The 18,541-nt window shown below is 63.2% G+C and carries 15 protein-coding genes and 2 pseudogenes; 10 read left to right on the plus strand and 7 right to left on the minus strand.

Going from position 1 to position 18,541, the window contains the following annotated elements; translation table 11 throughout:
* Positions 1-124: 124 nt before the first annotated feature.
* The 5 genes and pseudogenes from G8767_RS35990 to G8767_RS27485 all read right to left on the minus strand — a co-directional run.
* Positions 125-199, minus strand: a pseudogene (locus G8767_RS35990) (deoxyribonuclease); the annotation flags it as partial.
* Positions 200-225: 26 nt separating this feature from the next.
* Positions 226-2,712: a site-specific integrase gene (locus tag G8767_RS27470; RefSeq protein WP_011133408.1), complete on the minus strand. Its 2,487-nt coding sequence runs from the start codon at positions 2,710-2,712 to the stop codon at positions 226-228.
* The gene (locus G8767_RS27475; RefSeq protein WP_011133407.1) at positions 2,709-3,968 is read right to left on the minus strand and encodes a site-specific integrase; all 1,260 of its coding nucleotides are present in this window, start codon (positions 3,966-3,968) and stop codon (positions 2,709-2,711) included. Before G8767_RS27475 ends, G8767_RS27470 begins: the two co-directional genes overlap by 4 nt.
* 77 nt (positions 3,969-4,045) lie before the next feature.
* Positions 4,046-4,213: pseudogene (locus tag G8767_RS35995) on the minus strand (deoxyribonuclease); the annotation flags it as partial.
* A gap of 90 nt (positions 4,214-4,303) precedes the next feature.
* Positions 4,304-5,224, minus strand: a complete 921-nt coding sequence (locus G8767_RS27485; RefSeq protein ID WP_166812951.1) for an NADP-dependent oxidoreductase — start codon at positions 5,222-5,224, stop codon at positions 4,304-4,306.
* Between the two features lie 92 nt (positions 5,225-5,316).
* Between G8767_RS27485 and G8767_RS27490 the strand changes: the two genes are divergently transcribed.
* The 3 genes from G8767_RS27490 (at position 5,317) to G8767_RS27500 (ending at position 9,796) form a co-directional block, all read left to right on the plus strand.
* Complete coding sequence (locus G8767_RS27490; RefSeq protein WP_166812953.1) at positions 5,317-8,133, plus strand: DEAD/DEAH box helicase; 2,817 nt, start codon at positions 5,317-5,319, stop codon at positions 8,131-8,133.
* Entirely contained in the window at positions 8,130-8,903 is a 774-nt protein-coding gene (locus G8767_RS27495) for an SWIM zinc finger family protein (RefSeq protein WP_166812955.1), read from the plus strand. The genes G8767_RS27490 and G8767_RS27495 overlap by 4 nt, the downstream gene beginning before the upstream one ends.
* A 143-nt stretch (positions 8,904-9,046) precedes the next feature.
* On the plus strand, positions 9,047-9,796 hold the full coding sequence (locus tag G8767_RS27500; protein WP_095971570.1) for a GntR family transcriptional regulator: 750 nt from the start codon (positions 9,047-9,049) through the stop codon (positions 9,794-9,796).
* Between the two features lie 54 nt (positions 9,797-9,850).
* Here the strand turns inward: G8767_RS27500 and G8767_RS27505 are convergent, their stop codons facing one another.
* Positions 9,851-10,309, minus strand: coding sequence for a glucose PTS transporter subunit IIA (locus tag G8767_RS27505; protein ID WP_003941386.1), 459 nt, complete (start codon positions 10,307-10,309; stop codon positions 9,851-9,853).
* A complete protein-coding gene (locus G8767_RS27510) occupies positions 10,306-10,536 on the minus strand; it encodes a PTS glucose/sucrose transporter subunit IIB (RefSeq protein ID WP_003941324.1) in 231 nt (76 codons plus the stop codon). Before G8767_RS27510 ends, G8767_RS27505 begins: the two co-directional genes overlap by 4 nt.
* Positions 10,537-10,863: 327 nt before the next feature.
* Here G8767_RS27510 and G8767_RS27515 point away from each other — a divergent pair, with 327 nt between their 5' ends.
* The 7 genes from G8767_RS27515 (at position 10,864) to G8767_RS27545 (ending at position 18,528) form a co-directional block, all read left to right on the plus strand.
* Positions 10,864-12,207 (plus strand): PTS transporter subunit EIIC, encoded by a 1,344-nt coding sequence (locus G8767_RS27515; protein WP_003941307.1) that lies wholly within the window; start codon positions 10,864-10,866, stop codon positions 12,205-12,207.
* A gap of 2 nt (positions 12,208-12,209) precedes the next feature.
* Positions 12,210-12,479 carry an HPr family phosphocarrier protein gene (locus tag G8767_RS27520; RefSeq protein WP_095971572.1) on the plus strand — a complete coding sequence of 90 codons (270 nt, stop codon included), beginning with the start codon at positions 12,210-12,212 and terminating at the stop codon, positions 12,477-12,479.
* On the plus strand, positions 12,479-14,152 hold the full coding sequence (gene ptsP / locus G8767_RS27525) for a phosphoenolpyruvate--protein phosphotransferase (RefSeq protein WP_166812959.1): 1,674 nt from the start codon (positions 12,479-12,481) through the stop codon (positions 14,150-14,152). Before G8767_RS27520 ends, ptsP begins: the two co-directional genes overlap by 1 nt.
* Positions 14,149-15,390, plus strand: a complete 1,242-nt coding sequence (locus tag G8767_RS27530) for an amidohydrolase family protein (RefSeq protein ID WP_166812961.1) — start codon at positions 14,149-14,151, stop codon at positions 15,388-15,390. Before ptsP ends, G8767_RS27530 begins: the two co-directional genes overlap by 4 nt.
* The gene (gene nagB / locus G8767_RS27535) at positions 15,378-16,157 is read left to right on the plus strand and encodes a glucosamine-6-phosphate deaminase (RefSeq protein WP_007726140.1); all 780 of its coding nucleotides are present in this window, start codon (positions 15,378-15,380) and stop codon (positions 16,155-16,157) included. Before G8767_RS27530 ends, nagB begins: the two co-directional genes overlap by 13 nt.
* Before the next feature lies 1 nt (position 16,158).
* Positions 16,159-16,878: a copper homeostasis protein CutC gene (locus G8767_RS27540; RefSeq protein WP_166812963.1), complete on the plus strand. Its 720-nt coding sequence runs from the start codon at positions 16,159-16,161 to the stop codon at positions 16,876-16,878.
* A 132-nt stretch (positions 16,879-17,010) separates the two neighbouring features.
* Entirely contained in the window at positions 17,011-18,528 is a 1,518-nt protein-coding gene (locus G8767_RS27545; protein WP_095971576.1) for a CoA-acylating methylmalonate-semialdehyde dehydrogenase, read from the plus strand.
* Positions 18,529-18,541: the final 13 nt, after the last annotated feature.

The following is an 18,541-nucleotide window of genomic DNA, read 5'->3' on the forward strand; positions in this document are numbered from 1 at the left end:
GGTCGAACCGGTCGACCGTCACACGAACTGACCATCGTCACTCACATAACTCACACCGTCGACATCGAACAATGGGGGCCTACCAGCAAGGTTTTGAGATATGTCAAAACTGCGTGCAGATAATGCGTGTATCGCACCCGTCGTGGCCACCTGGTGCGTCCTGGTCGTCGGACCACGCGGGGCCGAATACGCAGGCTTCTCTGAACAAGAATTCAAGCTTGGTAATCATGTGGAAGTCCTTCCCGAGATCGATCCGAATCCAGGCATTCCGAGGTCAGTTGTTGCCGATCCTCGTTTCATCGTGGCATCGACCTGTGCGATCTTGTCCCTGACTCCGGTGTAGCTGACCTGCAGTCCTTCGACTTCACCCAGCCAGCCTTCCTGTTTGGCTTCGATGATGCGGGCTTCGAGGTTGTCTCGGATTTCTTCGAGCCTGCCTCGCTGCGTTGGATCCGGCCGCAGGAGTGAGCATCTGACGCAAGCATGCTCATGGATGCAGGGTGTGCCGAACGACCGTGCGCAGGTCCCGACCGATACTTTCCGCTTCTCGAAATGAGACAAGAACGCATCCCATTCCTCGTCGGTCGGTGTCCGGTATTCCTCACTGGGTCTCATCGAACGACGACGCGCGATGAACGCTCGATGCGCTTCGATCGTTTCCGAGGGGTAGACGGCCTTGTAGCCCATCGTCGTGTCAATTGTCTTGTGCCCGCAAATAACCTGTGCGATATGGGGTGGCAGGCCGTTCATGATCGCGTCGGTGACGAATATTCGCCGGAAGTCGTGGGGCTGAAACATCAACGGATCGCCACTGGCATCGGTGAGAGCTGCCACGGTGAGCGCATTGATGAGGAGCTTGCGGACGAAACTCGGTGGGATCGCTCGGCGTTCGTTTCCGATTCCCCGCTGAAAGAGCAGCGGCATCGGCGGATTCCACAGCTTCTCCTGCGTATCGTAGGCAGCCACGAGCGGTATCGATCCGTTGGGTTGCCGCGAACGCTGAACTACCGCACTGAGGACTTCCGCAAGCTCGGGACTGACCAAGATCAGCCGCTCGGTATCGGTCTTCGATGGAGCTATCTGCAGCAGCGGAACCAGTTCACCGGTACTAGGTAGTCGATATTCGGTGATGCTGTGGTGACTGAGCTCGAGGAGCTCTTCATGACGGATACCGCTGAGCCGCAACACTTCGATAGTGGCGAATGCCCAGAATGCTTCCTCGTCCTCGTAGGTGAGATCGCGGCGAACACCGGTAACAGTATTGTCGGCCCATACGACGCGGCCAGTTCCCCGACGGATCAAGGATCGTCGCAGTTCTCCGTCGGTTCCCGCGATCACCTCACCTGGTTCGGTGTTCTGCGCCGCAACAAGTAGAGCCGCTGCGGCCGCGCGGCGGTCAGCTGCGGACCGAACCAACTGCGACAGGACAGGCAATCGCTCGCGAGTGCGCTGATCCATCCGCGCTTTACGGTGTTTGAGTTCCTTGCCTCTTTTGACCTCGGCGTCGCTGATCGGGCAGGGCGCCACCCACTGCGCCCAGCGTGCCGGATCTTCGACGGCCCAGTGCGCGAGGTCGAGATAGAACGCACGCACTTGCAACAGATTGTCTTTGTAATTCTTTCGGGGCGAAGTTGTTTCGTGCTTTCGTCCCGCCGCGTCGACGGCGGTGCGTGTGATCGATCTCAGGTCGTCCTTCCATGCTCGGGCAACGTCAGGCGGCAGCGCCAGGGTGTCGATACCGGGGGCGAGTGTCTCGACGCGGCTCCAGAACAGCCCGGCGAGTCCTCGGGCACGAGAGTTGAGACTGGTGTAGTCCAGCGCGGGTTGACGCTCGCGCAGATAGTCGATGAGCAGAGCTCGGATCGGTTGGTTCTCGATCGGGTAGCGGTCGACGAGTTGTTCGATCGTCAACTGTCCGACCGGAGCGCCGAACGCACGGATGCTGTGTGGTGCATCCTCGGGAAAGATGCCCATCGCACGTAGTCGCAGGTAGAAATCGATCTTCTTCTGACCGCGGCGGGAGTGCACCTGCGCCATCGTTTCGATCAGCTCCACGCAATCGCCGACAGTGATCTCCGCGACCGTCCCGCCTTTGGATACCAGCAGGGTCGCGATTCTGGTCGCTGCGATTCGTGCATCGTCTCGCGAGGTATCCGGCTGAGTGGCAGCAAGCTCGTCCAACCGCGCGAATCCGTCCGGATCTCGCAGCTTTGCCATCATCGGCGCGAGAAACGGGTGCGCCCGGGAGAGCATCCACGGCAACTGCGGCCGGATCACGTCCAGGCACAGCAACATCAGCAGTCCTGCAGCCAGGTCGTTGCGATCATGTCTGACAGGGCGCCCGTGTCCGGCAATCCATTCCACCGGGAGATCGGCCCAGGAGGTTGTCGCGCCGTAACGAGACCCGCGGATGTTCTCGGCGCCGCTGGCGAGCCACCGGGCTTGCCAGGTATCGCCTGGCACCGAAGCCAACCAGGTCAGTATCTTGATCACGCCCCGGTGCCGTCCGGCTCGGGTGGTGACCGCAGCCTCAGCAAGCACCGAGCAGTTCAGTCGGGCCTCGACCTCCTCAGCAGAGGCAGCGGTGTGCGGCCACCAGAGTTCACCTTCGCGTGGTGGAAACTGTTTGTGCAGTTGGCGAATCCTCGAATGCGGCACCGGTGTGACCTCGAAGCGTTCCGGGCGGGTCATGTGCTTGACGGCAGTGCTCACAACGGCCTCCCGAACAGCACGCTCAACGCTGCCGGATCGTATCCAGGAGCAGGAGGCGGCGACGGAGCCCGCGGATGTTCCCGCTGATCAGCAGTACGAGCGTGGTGGGCCAGGACGCTGGCGATCACCTCGTCCTTATCGGGTGTCAGATAAATTTCGGTCGTCGACAAATGGGCGTGCCCCAACACCTCTTTGACCTCCACCAAGGACAAGTGCGGGTCGTTGGCCATCCGCCTCGCTGCACTGTGACGTAAGTCGTGCAGAGTCCAATCCGAACCGAGGGTAGCATTCGCACGCTCGAACATCCGATGCGCCGCATGGTAATTCAACGGGCGGCGAGGCCTTCGCAGTGTCCACCACAACGGTTGCATCCGTCCGAGTGGCACCTCGCCCCGCAACTGCTCCTGATACAACCGCAACCAGACGAACGCGTCCGCCGACGCGGGTACCTGCTCCACCGCACGTGTTCCCTTGCGCACCACAGTAATCAACTGCTGCCCCGGGTCGACATCGCACTCGCGGACTCCCAACAGCTCCGACGCTCGCACCCCCGATGAAATCCAGAACGCCACCAACGCCCGGTCCCGATCCGACGACAACGCCGCGAACAACTTATCGAACAGATCCTCGGGAATCGCTCGGGGAATCCGCTGCGAGACCCGAGGCCGGTAGCGCCCCACACGCTCAGGTGCCCAATGATCCATCGGATTGTGGTGCGCATGAGCCCGTCTCGACCGGCGAGAGAGATCGAGAGGGAACGGATTCAGAAGCGGGCCAGTCCCCGCGTCCCGATGAAAATCGTAGAAACTTCGCAGCACCGTCTCACTGTGCGCCACTGTCGCCGGCGAGTACCCGGCCCCCAGAGCCGGTTTGCCGGTGACAGGATTCGGCGATGCCGCAGCAGTAGCAGCCGCCTCGGCGCTGGCCGGCACCACTGATCCTTGTCGTGCCTTCGCCGTCAACTGGATCCAACAACTGAAATCGCGGGCATCGACCCGATCGGCACGATCCCACGCCACGTCCACAGCGTGAAGGAACCGCCACCATCTGAGCAGATCCATACCGTACGAACGCACCGTCGCCACCGACCTCCCGGAAGCGATCAGCTCCCGGAAGAACACCTCGACGGACTCCACTCGTTCACCGTCGCTGCCCTGCAAGACGTAAGGCTCCGCCGCCTGACCTGTCGCTATCAACCGACCCACTCGGGCCACCACAAGCCCCGACAGATCTCTCGAACTTTCCCCTTCGCTCATGTCCGCAAGCTACCGACCCACATCGACCCCACCCCTTCAGACCTGCACCATTCGGCATTTAGTTCAGTCAACGGGGCCTCGCCGTTACCGCAGCCGCGCTCGTATCCACCCGGATGTGGTCGGTTGTCGACGACCGCGGTCCGGGACAGGAGCTCCTCCAGTTCCGATCGAGTCGGGCTGCCCGGGGCAGAATCGAGACGCGCGTTCCCGAACCATCCGCAGGACGCGACGAGACATACGAGCACGAGCGTTGCAAGGATCGCAGTCAACCGTGCAACCACCTGTGCCCCCCGCCCGTCGTAGACGGTGATTGAACCATCGGCGTCCGACAGAGATCAGCCGAACTCGATCACCACCTTGCCGGCAGCATGGCCGTCTTCGACTGCAGCGAGCGCTTCCCCGGCGCGGGAGAACGGGTAGCGGCCGGACACGGACGGGTCGAGGGTCCCGTCGCTCACGAGCGCCGCGACCTCCGTGAATACTGCTGTGGTCCTTCGGCGTTCGACACCACCGCCGCCGAGTCGGCTCGCCGCCAGAGGATCGGCGATGCTCAGGATTGGCGCACCCGGTCGGGTGAGCGCAGCACCGCGAGCGAGAGTGTCCCCGCCGACAAGGTCGAAAACCGCGTCCACCCCACCTGAGGACAGCGCGGACACTTCGTCTGCGAATCCGTCTCCCGACTCGACCCAGCGTGCTCCCGCGTACTCGATCGCGGTTCTCTTGGATTCGCTCGCGACACCGATCACGTTGACACCCTGTGCCAATGCAAGCGCGATGGTGCTGCGGCCGACGCCGCCACCGGCGCCGAGGAGCAGGAGTGTTGCCCCGGGCTTCAGTCCGAGGCCGTGGAGCGCGTCGTAGGCCGTCCCCGCCGCAACCGTCAACACCGCGGCATCCGCCCACGACACGGCAGGCGGCTTGTGTGCTGTCGACGAGACGTTGAGCATGGTCGACTCGGCGTAGCCGCCGAAGCCGGTCGCGGTAGCGCCGAACACTTCGTCGCCGACCTCGAACTCGGTGACCCGCGGACCCACTCCGATGACAACACCGGACACTTCGCGGCCCAGAACCGCAGGCAGCGTCACTGGCACGGTGTCTTTCCGCGTACCAGCGCGAACCTTCCAATCGGCTGGATTGACGCCCGCAGCTCGGACCGACACCAGCAGTTGTCCAGCACCGGGCGGTGGGAGGGTGACGTCGAAGTAGGACTGTGTGTCGGGGCCGCCGTACTCGGTGAAGCCGTATGCCGTCGTCATGCCTGCCAGCCTATTGCCCCGGCATGCCGGAAGGGCGGTCCGGAAGGGTGGTGACGAACAGCGGTGTCGGTGGCACCTGATTGGATGGTCGGATGCTGCATGGACTCTGGTCACCGGGATCGGGGCTCAAACTGTGGGTCGACGGGCACGACGGTGCCGGGACCGACGATCCCCGTGATCCGGTCAGTGCTGTCCTGCACCGCAAGTTCCGTCATCGTGTCAACGTCCCCATGCCGCCCGTGCCTGGCGGGCCTTTGCAGAGTGAGTACGCAGCCGTTGCGTTGGCACCGCCGGACGCGGTCGATCTCCTGTTGCGGTTCAAGGCTGATGACCAGCGAATCGCAGGCGACCTGCATTTTCTCGTGCACGTGGCGCGAGGGATCGACCGTTGGGTTCGTGCCGGGCGGGTGGTGCCGGCGCTGACGCGGGCCGAAGGAAGTTGGTGGCCACGCTGGCAGTTGTCGGTGGGGGAACGTCAGCGCGCGTGGATCGGTGAACTGGTCGTAGCCATGCCACCGGTACAGCGGGCCGTCGGCTCGCCGAGGGCGATGATCGAAGACATCACCAACGAACTCACGGACCCGATCGCCCGCCGTGTTCTCGGTGGCTCGGTGCCGGCGGTGCAGACCTCGCTCTGGCAGGCCGTATTGTCCGGGGACCCTTTCGACGACGTGTCGGTACGAGCGGCCGAGGGACTCGCCGAATGGGGATCCACGTTCACCGCCGGAGAGCCGGACCTGGTTCTGCGGCTGATCGAGCCGGAACTCGACGACAATTCCGATCCGGACGACGATGCGCTGTGGCGTCTGCAGGTGTGCCTGCGTCCCGAAGGCGAAGCGCCCGAGCGTGTTCGACTGCACCGGGCCGACCCTAAACGCATCCAGCTCGGCAGTCGGAAGCTCGAAGAGGCGATCAAGGCGTACCCACGTTTTCGCGACGTGCCGCGCGACGAAGACAGTCTCGATCTGTTGCTGCCCACGCCGGTCGTGATGGACCTGGTCGGACACGGCGCGATTGTCTTGCGAGAGCGGGGAATCACGCTGCTGCTTCCCCGCGCCTGGAACGTGGTGTCTCCTTCGCTGCGTGTGCGGGTGACCTCGGCGTCGTCTCCGATCGTTGCGGAGAATCGCACGGTCGGTATGGATCAATTGCTGGAATACGATTGGGAATTGGCGCTCGGAGACAAGGTGCTCACCGCCGAGGAAATGACCCGACTCGTCGACGCGAAGTCCGATCTGGTCCAGTTGCGCGGCGAGTGGGTGCAGGCAGACAAAGACGTACTGGCCCGCGCGGCTCGTTTTGTCAGTCAGCGGCATTCGAGCGGGGATCGAGCGATTGTCGATCTGATCAAGGACTTGATCGCCGACGACCTCAAAGACCTACCGGTCGAGGAAGTGAAGGCGACCGGATGGGCCTCCGCACTACTCGACCAGTCGGTGGCACCGCGGCAGGTCGCGGTGCCGTCGACGGTCAACGCGACCTTGCGTCCGTATCAACGACGCGGTCTCGACTGGTTGGCCTACATGAGTGCACTCGGTCTCGGCGCGGTTTTGGCCGACGACATGGGGCTGGGGAAGACGCTGCAATTGTTGGCGTTACTTGCCCACGAGAAGTCCAAGACGGCAACACTTTTGGTGTGTCCGATGTCGGTCGTGGGAAACTGGCAGCGTGAAGCGGCGCGATTTGTGCCGAGCCTGCGCGTCTACGTTCATCACGGTTCGGACCGCGCTACCGGGACGGAGCTTGAACACGCTGTTCGTGAGAGTGATCTGGTGATCACCACCTACGCGCTCATGACCCGCGACGTCGCGGCCCTCAAGGAACTCGACTGGCGGCGCGTGGTGCTCGACGAGGCACAACACATCAAGAACGCCAAGACATCTCAGGCGAGAGCTGCTCGCAGCATCCCCGCGGATCATCGCGTTGCTCTGACCGGAACGCCGGTGGAGAACCGACTGGACGAGTTGCGGTCCATCCTCGATTTTGCCAATCGCGGTGTACTCGGCTCGGAGCAGATGTTCCGCAAACGGTTCGTCGTACCGATCGAGCGGGAAAAGGATCAACTTGCCGTCTCGCGACTGCGCGCCGTCACGTCCCCCTTTGTGCTGCGGCGCGTGAAGACCGATCCCGCCGTGATCGCGGATCTCCCGGAGAAGTTGGAGATGACGGTTCGAGCGAATCTCAGTGAGGAACAGGCCGCGTTGTACCGCGCGGTGGTGGACGAGATGATGGCGCAGATCAAGGGGACGGAAGGTATGAAGCGCAAGGGCGCCGTCCTGTCTGCGCTGACCAAACTCAAACAGGTATGCAATCATCCGGCGCACTTCCTGCGCGACGGATCGCCGGTGATGCGACGTGGGCAACACCGTTCGGGAAAGCTCGGACTGGTCGAGGACATCGTCGAGTCGGTCACCGGCGACGACGAGAAGGTTCTGTTGTTCACACAGTTTCGTGAGTTCGGCGAGTTGGTGGTGCCGTACCTGGCAGACCGGTTCACCACCGAAGTTCCGTTCCTCCACGGCGGAGTGTCGAAAGCCGGGCGCGACGCCATGGTCGAGGCGTTCCAAGGTGAAGACGGCCCGCCCATCATGGTGCTCTCGCTCAAGGCCGGCGGCACGGGCCTGAATCTCACAGCGGCCAACCATGTGGTTCACCTCGACAGATGGTGGAACCCCGCGGTGGAGAACCAGGCGACGGACCGTGTCTTCCGCATCGGTCAGAGAAAGAACGTGCAGGTCCGCAAGATGGTGTGCGTCGGAACCTTGGAAGAGCGAATCGACACGATGATCGCGAGTAAAAGTGAACTCGCCGAACTTGCAGTCGGGACCGGTGAGAACTGGGTGACGGAGATGAGCGTCGAGCAATTGGACGAGTTGTTGCGACTCGGCGACGACGCGGTGGGCGAATGAGTCCGCGCGGTAAGGGTCCCGATTTCAGCGAGTACACCGGGCCTCGGCGGCGGGCACCCGCGCCGGTCAAGCCTCGTCCAGCGTTCGGGAGGACGTTCTGGGGCAAGGCTTTTGTCCGCGTCGTCGAAGAGATCGGCGACAAACCTCGCGTCACGCGTGGGCGTACGTATGCGCGTTCGGGTCAGGTCTTGGCGCTCGACATCGAACCAGGAGTGGTGACGGCCGAGGTTCAGGGCAGCCAACTTCAGCCGTTCGTTTCCACGCTGTCGATCGACACCCTCGATCAATCGGATATCGACGACATCATCACCAAGATCCGCCGAGTGCCGGGAAGCCTTGCCGCACTGGTGTCCGGCACTGTCCCGGACATGCTTGCCGCCCAACTGATACCGGACGGCCCGTCGGCTTTCCGCTTCGACTGCACCTGCCCCGATGACGGGTGGCCGTGCAAACACGCTGCGGCCGTGGCGTTCTTGACCGCCGAGCGGATCGACACCGATCCGCTGAGGTTGCTGAGACTTCGCGGGGTCGACCTTGAGCAGTTGATCGGGGGAGTGGAAGACGAGTCGACCGTTGCGGTGGACGTCGAGAATTGGTTCGGAATCGCGGCTGCCCTGCCGGCGCTACCGAAGGTGCCTTTTCGTGCGGCGATCGACGATCTGGATATCCGGCGGTTGCGCGAGGTGGTTGCGGCACTGGGATTGGACATGGCTCAGCAGAACGTCGCCTTGGATGAAATACGGTCCATCTACCGACGGTTGGACGGTTGAAATCGGACAACTCCGGACTGGTGCTAGTTTCCTGTCGTGAATTCCAGTATCGTTTATTGGACCGGTCCGGTCGGGACCTGCCTGCGATTTCATATCGTTGGCGAATAGACGACTATTCATTTCTCGGAGGGACAGTCGCTGTGATGCCCGTTCATTTGCGCGACAGCGCAATACCCAAACACGAACAGTTGCGCACCATTCTCTTGCGCAAGTGCACCCAAGAACTCCAGCCTGGCGACTTGATGACCAGTGAGCGAAACCTGATGCAGGACTACGGCGTCAGTCGGATCACCGTTCGCGAGGCCATCGGACAACTGGTAAATGACGGACACCTCGTTCGCGTGCGTGGCAAGGGCACCTTCGTTGCGCACCGTGCCGTCCAGTCCAAGCTGCACCTTGCATCCTTCACCGAGGAAATGCGCGCCCAGGGGCATCACCCCACGACAGTGGTCCTGGTCAGCGAGCAGGGGCCGGTCCCCGAAAGCACTGCTGCCGCACTGAATATGCGACCGGGTTCCGATGGTTACCACGTCAAGCGCTTGCGCCTCGCCGACGGCGAGCCCGTGAGCGTGGACGACGGCTGGTTCAATCCCGAACTGTTGCCGGGTCTACTCGACATGGACTTGACGGGTTCGATCTACCGAGCGACCGCCGACAAGTACGACAAGCCGATCGATCGGGCCGAACAGACGGTCAGTGCAGACGGTGCGAGTACGGAGATCGCGACTCTCCTCGGTACTCGTAAAGGCGCCCCGGTTCTGTACTTCGATCGCGTGTCGTTCAGCGAGATCGCACCGGTCGAGCACACTCGTAGTTGGTACCGATCCGACCGCTACCAGTTGCAGATGGAAGTCCAGGGCCAAGCGCGGCCCAAGACACGCGGCGACCAGTAGCCATCGTTCGAAACGAAAGGGCGGGCACACCTTCCGGTGTGCCCGCCCTTTGTGTTACGCCGACCAGTCGAACAGAGTGTCGCCTGTGGCGACGTCCCCACCGACGGAAGGGGATTCGACGGTGTCCGGTTTGGAATCCATCACGACTACCGGGCAGATCGCCGAGTAACCGGTCGTGTCGATGTGCGCTGGATCGAAGCTGACGACGGGATCACCGGCATTGACGGTGTCACCCTCGGCGGCGATGAGGGTGAATCCGTCGCCTTCGAGTTTGACCGTGTCGATGCCGATGTGGACCAGCACGCCCGTGGCCTTCTCGCCGAAGATCACAAATGCGTGAGGGTGAAGTTTCAGGATCTTCCCGCTGATCGGCGCCACGACCGTGAGCGGGCCCTGACCGCGAGCGGGTTCGATCGCGACGCCCGAGCCGACCATCTGCTGAGCGAACACCGGGTCCGGTACGTCGGCAAGTGCGACGACCCGGCCGGGCAGCGGGGCGAGGACGACCGTCACAGGATGTCCTCGATGTCCTCGGCAAGGGTGTCGGCCTCGGGCCCGACGATGACCTGGACAACCGTTCCGGCCTTGAGTACGCCGTGTGCGCCGGCAGCCTTGAGAGCGGACTCGTTCACCTTCGCTCCGTCCTTGACCTCGGTACGCAGGCGGGTGATGCAAGCCTCGATCTCGACGATGTTCTCTGCGCCGCCGAGGCCCTTGATGATTGCTTCCGCTTTCGACATTTGCTGCTCCTGATTGTCGGGTTAATCGTGATCGTTGAACGGTCGTACAGGTGGGCTGACTAGTTGCTGGTCAAGGCTATCCCGGTTACGTATGTCACATTTGGGTGTTGACAACTCGCCTCCACCAGGTAAAACTACAACTGGTTATGACCGGACAGTACCCGTTGGAAGTCCGGCTCCACAACAGTTTCGACAAAACGGTTTTGCCCTCACTTGCGAGCAAGAACCGTGACCTGCATTTTCACGAAACCTGCACGTGTACGACACCCGAATTTCCAGAACCAGCGGCCGATCGCGACGCGGCCCGGCGAACGAAGAAGGTCCTTGATGACTCTCGAAGACACCCCGAAGAAGGAATCGAAAGTGTTCGCCGGGGTTCAACGCCTCGGCCGAAGCTTGATGCTTCCGATCGCCGTTCTGCCGGCTGCGGGAATCTTGCTCCGCCTCGGCCAGGACGATCTGCTCGGGCGATTCAGTTCGATGCACAGCGCTGCGGCAGTGATCTCTGCGGCAGGACAAGCAGTCTTCACGTGGCTGCCGCTGATCTTCGCGGTCGGTATCGCGATCGGCTGGGCCAAGAAGGCCGACGGCTCGACTGCCTTGGCCGCCGTCGTCGGCTACATGGTGATCGACGGAGTGTTCAAGGCGATGTCGCCCATCGTCCTCGAAGGGAAGACCGACCCGAACGGGGATCAATCACTGATCAACTACGGTGTGCTCGCCGGTATCGTGATGGGCTTGCTGTCGGCGATCTTGTGGCAGCGATTCTATCGAACAAAACTTCCCGATTATCTCGGATTCTTCAACGGGCGCAGGCTCGTTCCCATTCTGACAGCGATCACCGGTCTTGTCGTCGGTGTCCTGATGGCATTCGTGTACCCCTTGTTCAACTCCGGCCTCAACTGGGTCGGTGAAGCAGTTGCTTCCAATACCGTTGTGGGCGGCGGCATTTACGGCGCAGCGAACCGCCTCCTGATCCCCACCGGCTTGCACCACATCTTGAACTCCGCCGTGTGGTTCCTGATCGGCGACTACCAGGACGCGAGCGGTCAGATCGTTCGCGGTGACCTCAACCGGTTCTTCGCCGGTGACCCCTCCGCCGGTACGTTCATGACCGGCTTCTTCCCGATCATGATGTTCGCCCTCCCCGCCGCGGCCTTCGCAATCTGGCGCAACGCCAAGCCTTCTCAGAAGAAGCTCGTCGGCGGCATCATGCTCTCCACCGGCCTGACCGCCTTCCTCACCGGTATCACCGAGCCGCTCGAATTCTCCTTCATGTTCGTCGCGTGGCCCCTGTACGTCATCCACTCGCTCCTGACCGGAACGTCGATGGCCTTGGTCAATGCGCTGGGGATTCACGACGGATTTACGTTCTCCGCAGGCTTCTTCGACTACGTGTTGAACTTCGGCAAGGCAACCAACGCCTGGATGTTGATCCCGATCGGACTCGGCTACGCCGTGATCTACTACTTCCTTTTCAGCTTCGTCATCAAGAAGTGGAATCTGCGCACGCCGGGACGAGAAGAAGAGGTCGAGGTGGCCGCAGGTGAGCCAGACCCCGCGCTGCTCGAGGCCGAACTGGCGCTGGCTGCCGAAGGTGACAGCCGCACCGACGCCCCGCTCGTCGCCGAACTGGAAAACAAGCTCGACAAGGAACTGGAAGGACGCTGAACATGGCGATCGCAACCACGACAATCGGATCCCGCGTCGGACTCCACGCACGACCCGCAGCGCTCTTCGCGCGCGCCGCAGCCGATCTACCGGTAGACGTCACCATTGCGCTCGGCGACGGCGAACCCGTCGATGCCTCCAGCATGTTGTCTGTCATGACTCTCGGTGCCGCATTCGGGGATTCGGTGACCTTGCGTGCCGACGGTGACGGCGCCGATGCTGCGCTCGGTTCGCTCGCAGAGCTTCTCGCATCCGAACTGGACGAAGCCTGATGACGGCGAGTGTGGACAACCGCATCGCGGGTATCGGAGTGAGCGCGGGTTCGGTCTGTGCGCCGTGGTTGCGATTCTCCACGCCTGAGCCGACCTCGGCGTCGGACCCGATCACGGGCAGCCCCGAGGCGGAGCTGATCAGGATCCGTGAGGCACTGGACGCCGTCGCGGAGGAACTGCTCTCGCGTGCAAAGACAGTCGAGGGCGTCTCCGCGGAGATTCTGACGACGTCGGCTGCGATGGCGCGCGATGCGGGCATCGTGAAGGCGGCCAAGGCGAACCTGGAATCCGGGCTGCCGACCGCCCACGCCGTCGCAGTTGCCTTCGACGCATTCTGCGAAAAGCTCACGGCGCTCGGCGGGTACATGGCCGAACGGTCAACCGATCTGCGCGATCTCGGGCAGCGAGCCGTAGCCGTTCTTCGAGGGGAGCCGATGCCCGGAATCCCCACCCCCGGTTACCCGTACATCCTGGTGGCGCGCGACCTCGCGCCGGCGGATACAGCGACGCTGGGCAACAGTGACGTGGTCGGACTGTTGACTTCGGAAGGAGGTCCGACCAGCCATACGGCGATCTTGGCGAAGTCGCTCGGAATCCCGGCCGTGGTCAACTGCTCGGGAACCGATCAGCTGACGGAGGGGAAACTCCTCATCCTCGACGGCACCACCGGGACGGTCACCATCGATCCCTCGGCAGAAATGCGCGAGCGCGCTGTCCTCGAAGCATCGTTCGTGGCAGAGCAGTCGGCTTCGGCACATGGCCCAGGACGCACGCGTGACGGGTTCGCGGTGAGGTTGTCGGCCAACATCGGAACCCTCGAGGACGCTGCGCGGGCCGGGGCGGCCGATTGTGAGGGCGTCGGATTGTTCCGTACGGAATTCTCGTACCTCGGGCGCCACGACGCACCCTCGGTGGAGGAGCAAGCACAGACATACGCGTCGGTGCTCGGGCACTTCGCCGGCGAGAAGGTAGTGGTCCGCACTCTCGATTCGGGTTCGGACAAGCCGTTGCCGTTTCTCGATCTCGGGGTCGAGGAGAACCCGGCCCTTGGTATCCGCGGGCTCCGTGTCGGCACGGTCTATCCCGACACGCTCATCAGTCAGCTCGACGCTCTTGCTGCCGCAGGAAACGCGTCTGGCGCCGAGTTGTGGGTCATGGCGCCGATGGTGGCCACGGCCGACGAAGCGAAAGACTTTGCAGAACTTGCGCGTTCGCGGGGGATCGGCAAGGTGGGAGCGATGATCGAGATTCCGGCCGCAGCTTTGCGGGCGAGGGACCTCCTGGATCATCTCGATTTCGTCAGTATCGGCACCAATGATCTGAGCCAGTACACCTGCGCGGTGGATCGTATGGCCGGGAGCTTGGCGCAATTACTCGATCCGTGGCAACCGGCGGTCCTCGATCTGATCGCGATGGTCGGTCAGGCGGGCGCCGACGCCGGGAAACCGGTCGGTGTGTGCGGTGAATCCGCGTCGGATCCGCTGTTGTCGCCTGTTCTGGTCGGTTTGGGCGTCACGAGCCTGTCGATGTCGGTCCCCGCGTTGGGTGCCGTTCGCGCGCAACTGGCCTCTCTCGACCTGGCGGTGTGCAAGGACATGGCCGCGGCGGCACGGGGCGCGCGAAACCCGATCGAGGGTAGAGCGGCCGTCGCCCGGATTCGCGAGTCCGTATGAGTACGCCAGGCTCGGCCGCTGTAGGCGATCCGATCGTGTTGCGGGGAACGGTGATCGGCTCTCCGATCGGGAAGATTCACGACGGGGTTGTCGTCGTGGACGGCGAGAAGATCAGCTGGGTCGGCTCGGCTGCGGACTACGTGGCGTCCGCACCGGTCGTGGCTATTCCGGATCGGACCGACGCTGTGATCATGCCTGGGCTGATCGATGTACACAGTCACGGCGCAGCGGGTGCCGGTTTCCCGAACACCGACGCCGAGGGAGCGAGTCGCGCGGCGGCGCACCATTGCGAGCACGGCACGACCGGGATGTTGGCCAGCCTTGTTTCCGCGCCGCGCGCAGATCTGGTGCGACAAGCAACGATGCTCGCCGATCTGGTCGAACGCGGAGAACTTCTGGGTATTCACCTCGAGGGGCCGTTCATCAACGGCGTCCGCTGCGGTGCCCAGGATCCGGCGGCGATCATTCCCGGCGATCCGGTTCTGCTCGAAGCCGTGTGTGACGCCGCACGGGGGACCGTACGGTCCATGACTCTGGCGCCCGAGACCGAGAACTTCGAAGAGTTGCTCGCGATCATGCGTCATCGCAACATCGTGCCGAGTTTCGGTCACACGGATGCGGATGCGGCAACGACGTCGGCGCGCATCGGTGCTGCAGTGCACGGGGATTGGGCCGGTCAGATCAGCGCGACCCACCTTTTCAACGGGATGCCGCCGCTGCATCATCGATCACCGGGGCCCGTCGCAGCGTGCCTGGCGGCTGCCGCGAGAGGCGAGATGGTGGTGGAACTGATCGCTGACGGTGTGCATCTTGCACCCGAGACCGTGTCGATGGTCTTCGATGCTGTCGGCCCGGACCAGATCGCCTTGGTCAGTGATTCCATGGCCGCTGCCGGAATGGACGACGGCGACTACCAACTCGGTGCCCTCGACGTCACGGTTCACGGGGGAGTCGCACGGCTCGCGACAATCGACGGCTCGGCCGGCGCGATCGCAGGAGGAACCGCGAGGCTGCTCGACGTACTGCGCAGCACCGTCTTCGACGGCGGGGTTGCGATGGAAGACGCTGTCGCAGCGGCAACTCGGAGCCCAGCGCGGTTGCTGGGGCTTGGCGACCTGATCGGAACGCTGGCCGTGGGCTGCCGAGCCGACATCCTGGTCACCGATCGTCAATTGCGCCTGGGGCGTGTACTACTCGGCGGAAAAGCCGCCGGAAAGGAACAATTATGGAAATCGTAATTCAGCCGACACCCGCGGAGGTCGACTCGACCGTCGCGGACATCGTCGAAGGATATGTCAGAGCCGGGGCGACGACGCTTGGGCTTGCAACGGGGTCGTCGCCGATCGGAACCTATCGTGAATTGGCAGCGCGGCATCGCGACGCCGAACTCGACTTCTCGCTGGCCCGGGCATTCCTGCTCGACGAGTACCTCGGATTGCCGAAACGTCATCCGCAGTCGTACTACTCGGTGATTCGGTCGGAGTTCGTCGATCACGTCAACCTGGATCCGGCGATGGTGTCCAGCCCCAACGGTGAAGCGCCGTGCCCGGAGCAGGAGATCGCCCGGTACGACCAGAGCATCGCGGCGGCCGGGGGAGTGGACGTGCAGCTGCTCGGCATCGGTACCGACGGCCACATCGGCTTCAACGAGCCCGGATCGTCGTTGACCTCGAGAACCCGCGTGAAGACGCTGACCGAGCAGACCCGGATCGACAACGCACGCTTCTTCGACGGTGTGGACGACGTCCCACACCACGTACTCACCCAGGGGCTCGGAACCATCAGCGATGCACGGCATCTGGTGATGATCGCGACCGGCGAAGGCAAGGCCGATGCGATCGCCGCCGCCGTCGAAGGTCCGTTGTCTGCGTTCTGCCCGGCCTCGGTCATGCAATTGCATCGCCATGTCACCGTCGTCATCGACGAAGCTGCGGCCAGCTCGCTCAAACTTGCCGACTACTACCGGTATGCGCTCGAACACAAGCCGTCGTGGCAGTCCTTCTGACATGACGGTTCTGGAGCTGGCTGTGCAGGACGTGCGGGGGGCGAGGATCGCGCGTTCGGTAGGAGCGACTCGAGTCGAGTTGTGTGCGGCACTCGGCCCGACGGGGGGATTGACGCCCAGCATCGGAGTGATCGAGGCTGCGTCGGAAGTGGGGATCGCGGTTCACCCGCTGATTCGTCCGCGCGCCGGAGGTTTCGTGTTCTCACCCGACGAAGTGTGGGTGATGGAGCACGACGTACGTGCTGCCGTGGCCGGAGGAGCTTCCGGCATCGTGATCGGTGCGCTGACAGAAGACAATACGATCGACACCGTCGTGCTGCGTCGCATCATCGGATGCATGGACCGTGCGCGGGTCGAGGTGACGGTACATCGTGCGATGGACGTGGTGGCCGACCGTCTGACCGCGCTGGACGAACTGATCGAGTTGGGCGTGACCCGCGTGCTGACGTCCGGGGGTGCGGATACCTGCAGTGAGGGTCTCGACGAGATCGGTCGAATGGTCGAACATGCCGCGGGCCGGATCCAGATCATGGCCGGTGGCGGAATCACCGTCGACGACATCCCGGCAATCGCTGCCGTCGGCGTCGATGCGGTGCATCTCTCGGCACGCAAGGTCGTCGCGGTGTCCGGCGGCCCTGGCGGGGGATCGGATGGCTACGACGTCACCGATGCCGACGTCGCGCAGGATGCGGCGTCAGCGCTCCGCGCTGTGAGTGCTTAGAGAGCCCTGGGACTCCTTAACCACTCACGGCCGTTCGGCTCTAGACATACATGGACATCCAACTATAGGATGGTAGACATATTCACTGCTGCCTCCTGGGCGGTCCATACGAGCAAGGAACGGGTTAGCACAATGGTTGAAAATGCGACGGTTCACGAGTTGACGCACTTCGTCGGTGGCAAGCGTGTTCCCGGGACATCTGATCGATTTGCGGACGTGTTCGATCCCAACACCGGCAAGGTGCAGGCCCGCGTCCCCCTCGCGAGCAAGGCCGAGACCGAAGCCATCATCGCCAATGCCGAAGAGGCGCAGCTGGTGTGGGCGGCGTTCAACCCGCAGAAGCGCGCCCGTGTGCTGATGAAGTTCCTCCAGCTCGCTCAGGCCGAGATGGATTCTCTGGCGCGCCTCCTTTCGTCCGAGCACGGCAAGACCGTCGCCGACGCCAAGGGGGACATTCAGCGTGGCCTCGAGGTCATCGAATTCGCCGTCGGCGCTCCGCACCTGCTCAAGGGCGAATTCACCGAGAGTGCCGGCACCGGCATCGACGTGTACTCCATGCGTCAGCCGCTCGGCGTCGTCGCCGGCATCACGCCCTTCAACTTCCCGGCGATGATCCCGCTGTGGAAGGCCGGCCCCGCCCTCGCCGCCGGTAACGCCTTCATCCTCAAGCCCTCCGAGCGTGACCCCTCCGTCCCGCTGCGTCTGGCTGAACTGTTCCTCGAAGCCGGCCTGCCCGCGGGCGTGTTCAACGTCGTCAACGGTGACAAGGAAGTTGTCGACGTCCTGCTCACCGACGATCGCATCAAGGCTGTCGGCTTCGTCGGCTCCACGCCGATCGCTCAGTACATCTACGAGACGGCCGCAGCTCATGGCAAGCGCGCACAGTGCTTCGGCGGCGCCAAGAACCACGCGATCGTCATGCCGGACGCCGACCTCGACGAGGTTGCCGACGCCCTGATCGGTGCAGGCTACGGCAGCGCCGGTGAGCGTTGCATGGCCATCTCGGTTGCCGTTCCCGTCGGCGAGGAGACCGCGGACGCTCTTGTCGCGAAGCTGAAGGAGCGCGTAGCGAAGCTCAAGATCGGTCGCAGTGACGACGAAGGTGTCGATTTCGGCCCGCTCGTTTGCCAGGATGCCCTCGACCGCGTCAACAACTACGTGCAGATCGGCATCGACGAGGGCGCAACGGCAGTCGTCGACGGCCGCGGCTTCACTCTCGAAGGCCATGAAGGCGGATTCTTCGCCGGCGCAACCCTGTTCGACAACGTCACCTCGGACATGCGCATCTACAAGGAAGAGATCTTCGGACCCGTCCTTCAGGTGGTCCGCGCTGCCGATTACGAAGAGGCGCTGCGTCTTCCGACCGAACACGAGTACGGTAACGGTGTCTCCATCTTCACCCGCGACGGCGACACCGCACGTGACTTCACCGCTCGCGTCAACGTCGGCATGGTCGGCGTCAACGTGCCGATCCCGGTCCCGATCGCCTACCACACCTTCGGTGGCTGGAAGCGCTCCGGATTCGGTGACCTGAACCAGCACGGTCCCGACTCCTTCCGCTTCTACACCAAGACCAAGACCGTGACGCAGCGCTGGCCTTCCGGCAAGAAGGAAGAGACCAACCACTTCGTCATCCCCACGATGAACTGATCGGAACACTTTC

Source organism: Rhodococcus sp. IC4_135 (assembly GCF_011602025.1).
Taxonomy (GTDB): Bacteria; Actinomycetota; Actinomycetes; order Mycobacteriales; family Mycobacteriaceae; genus Rhodococcus_F; species Rhodococcus_F baikonurensis.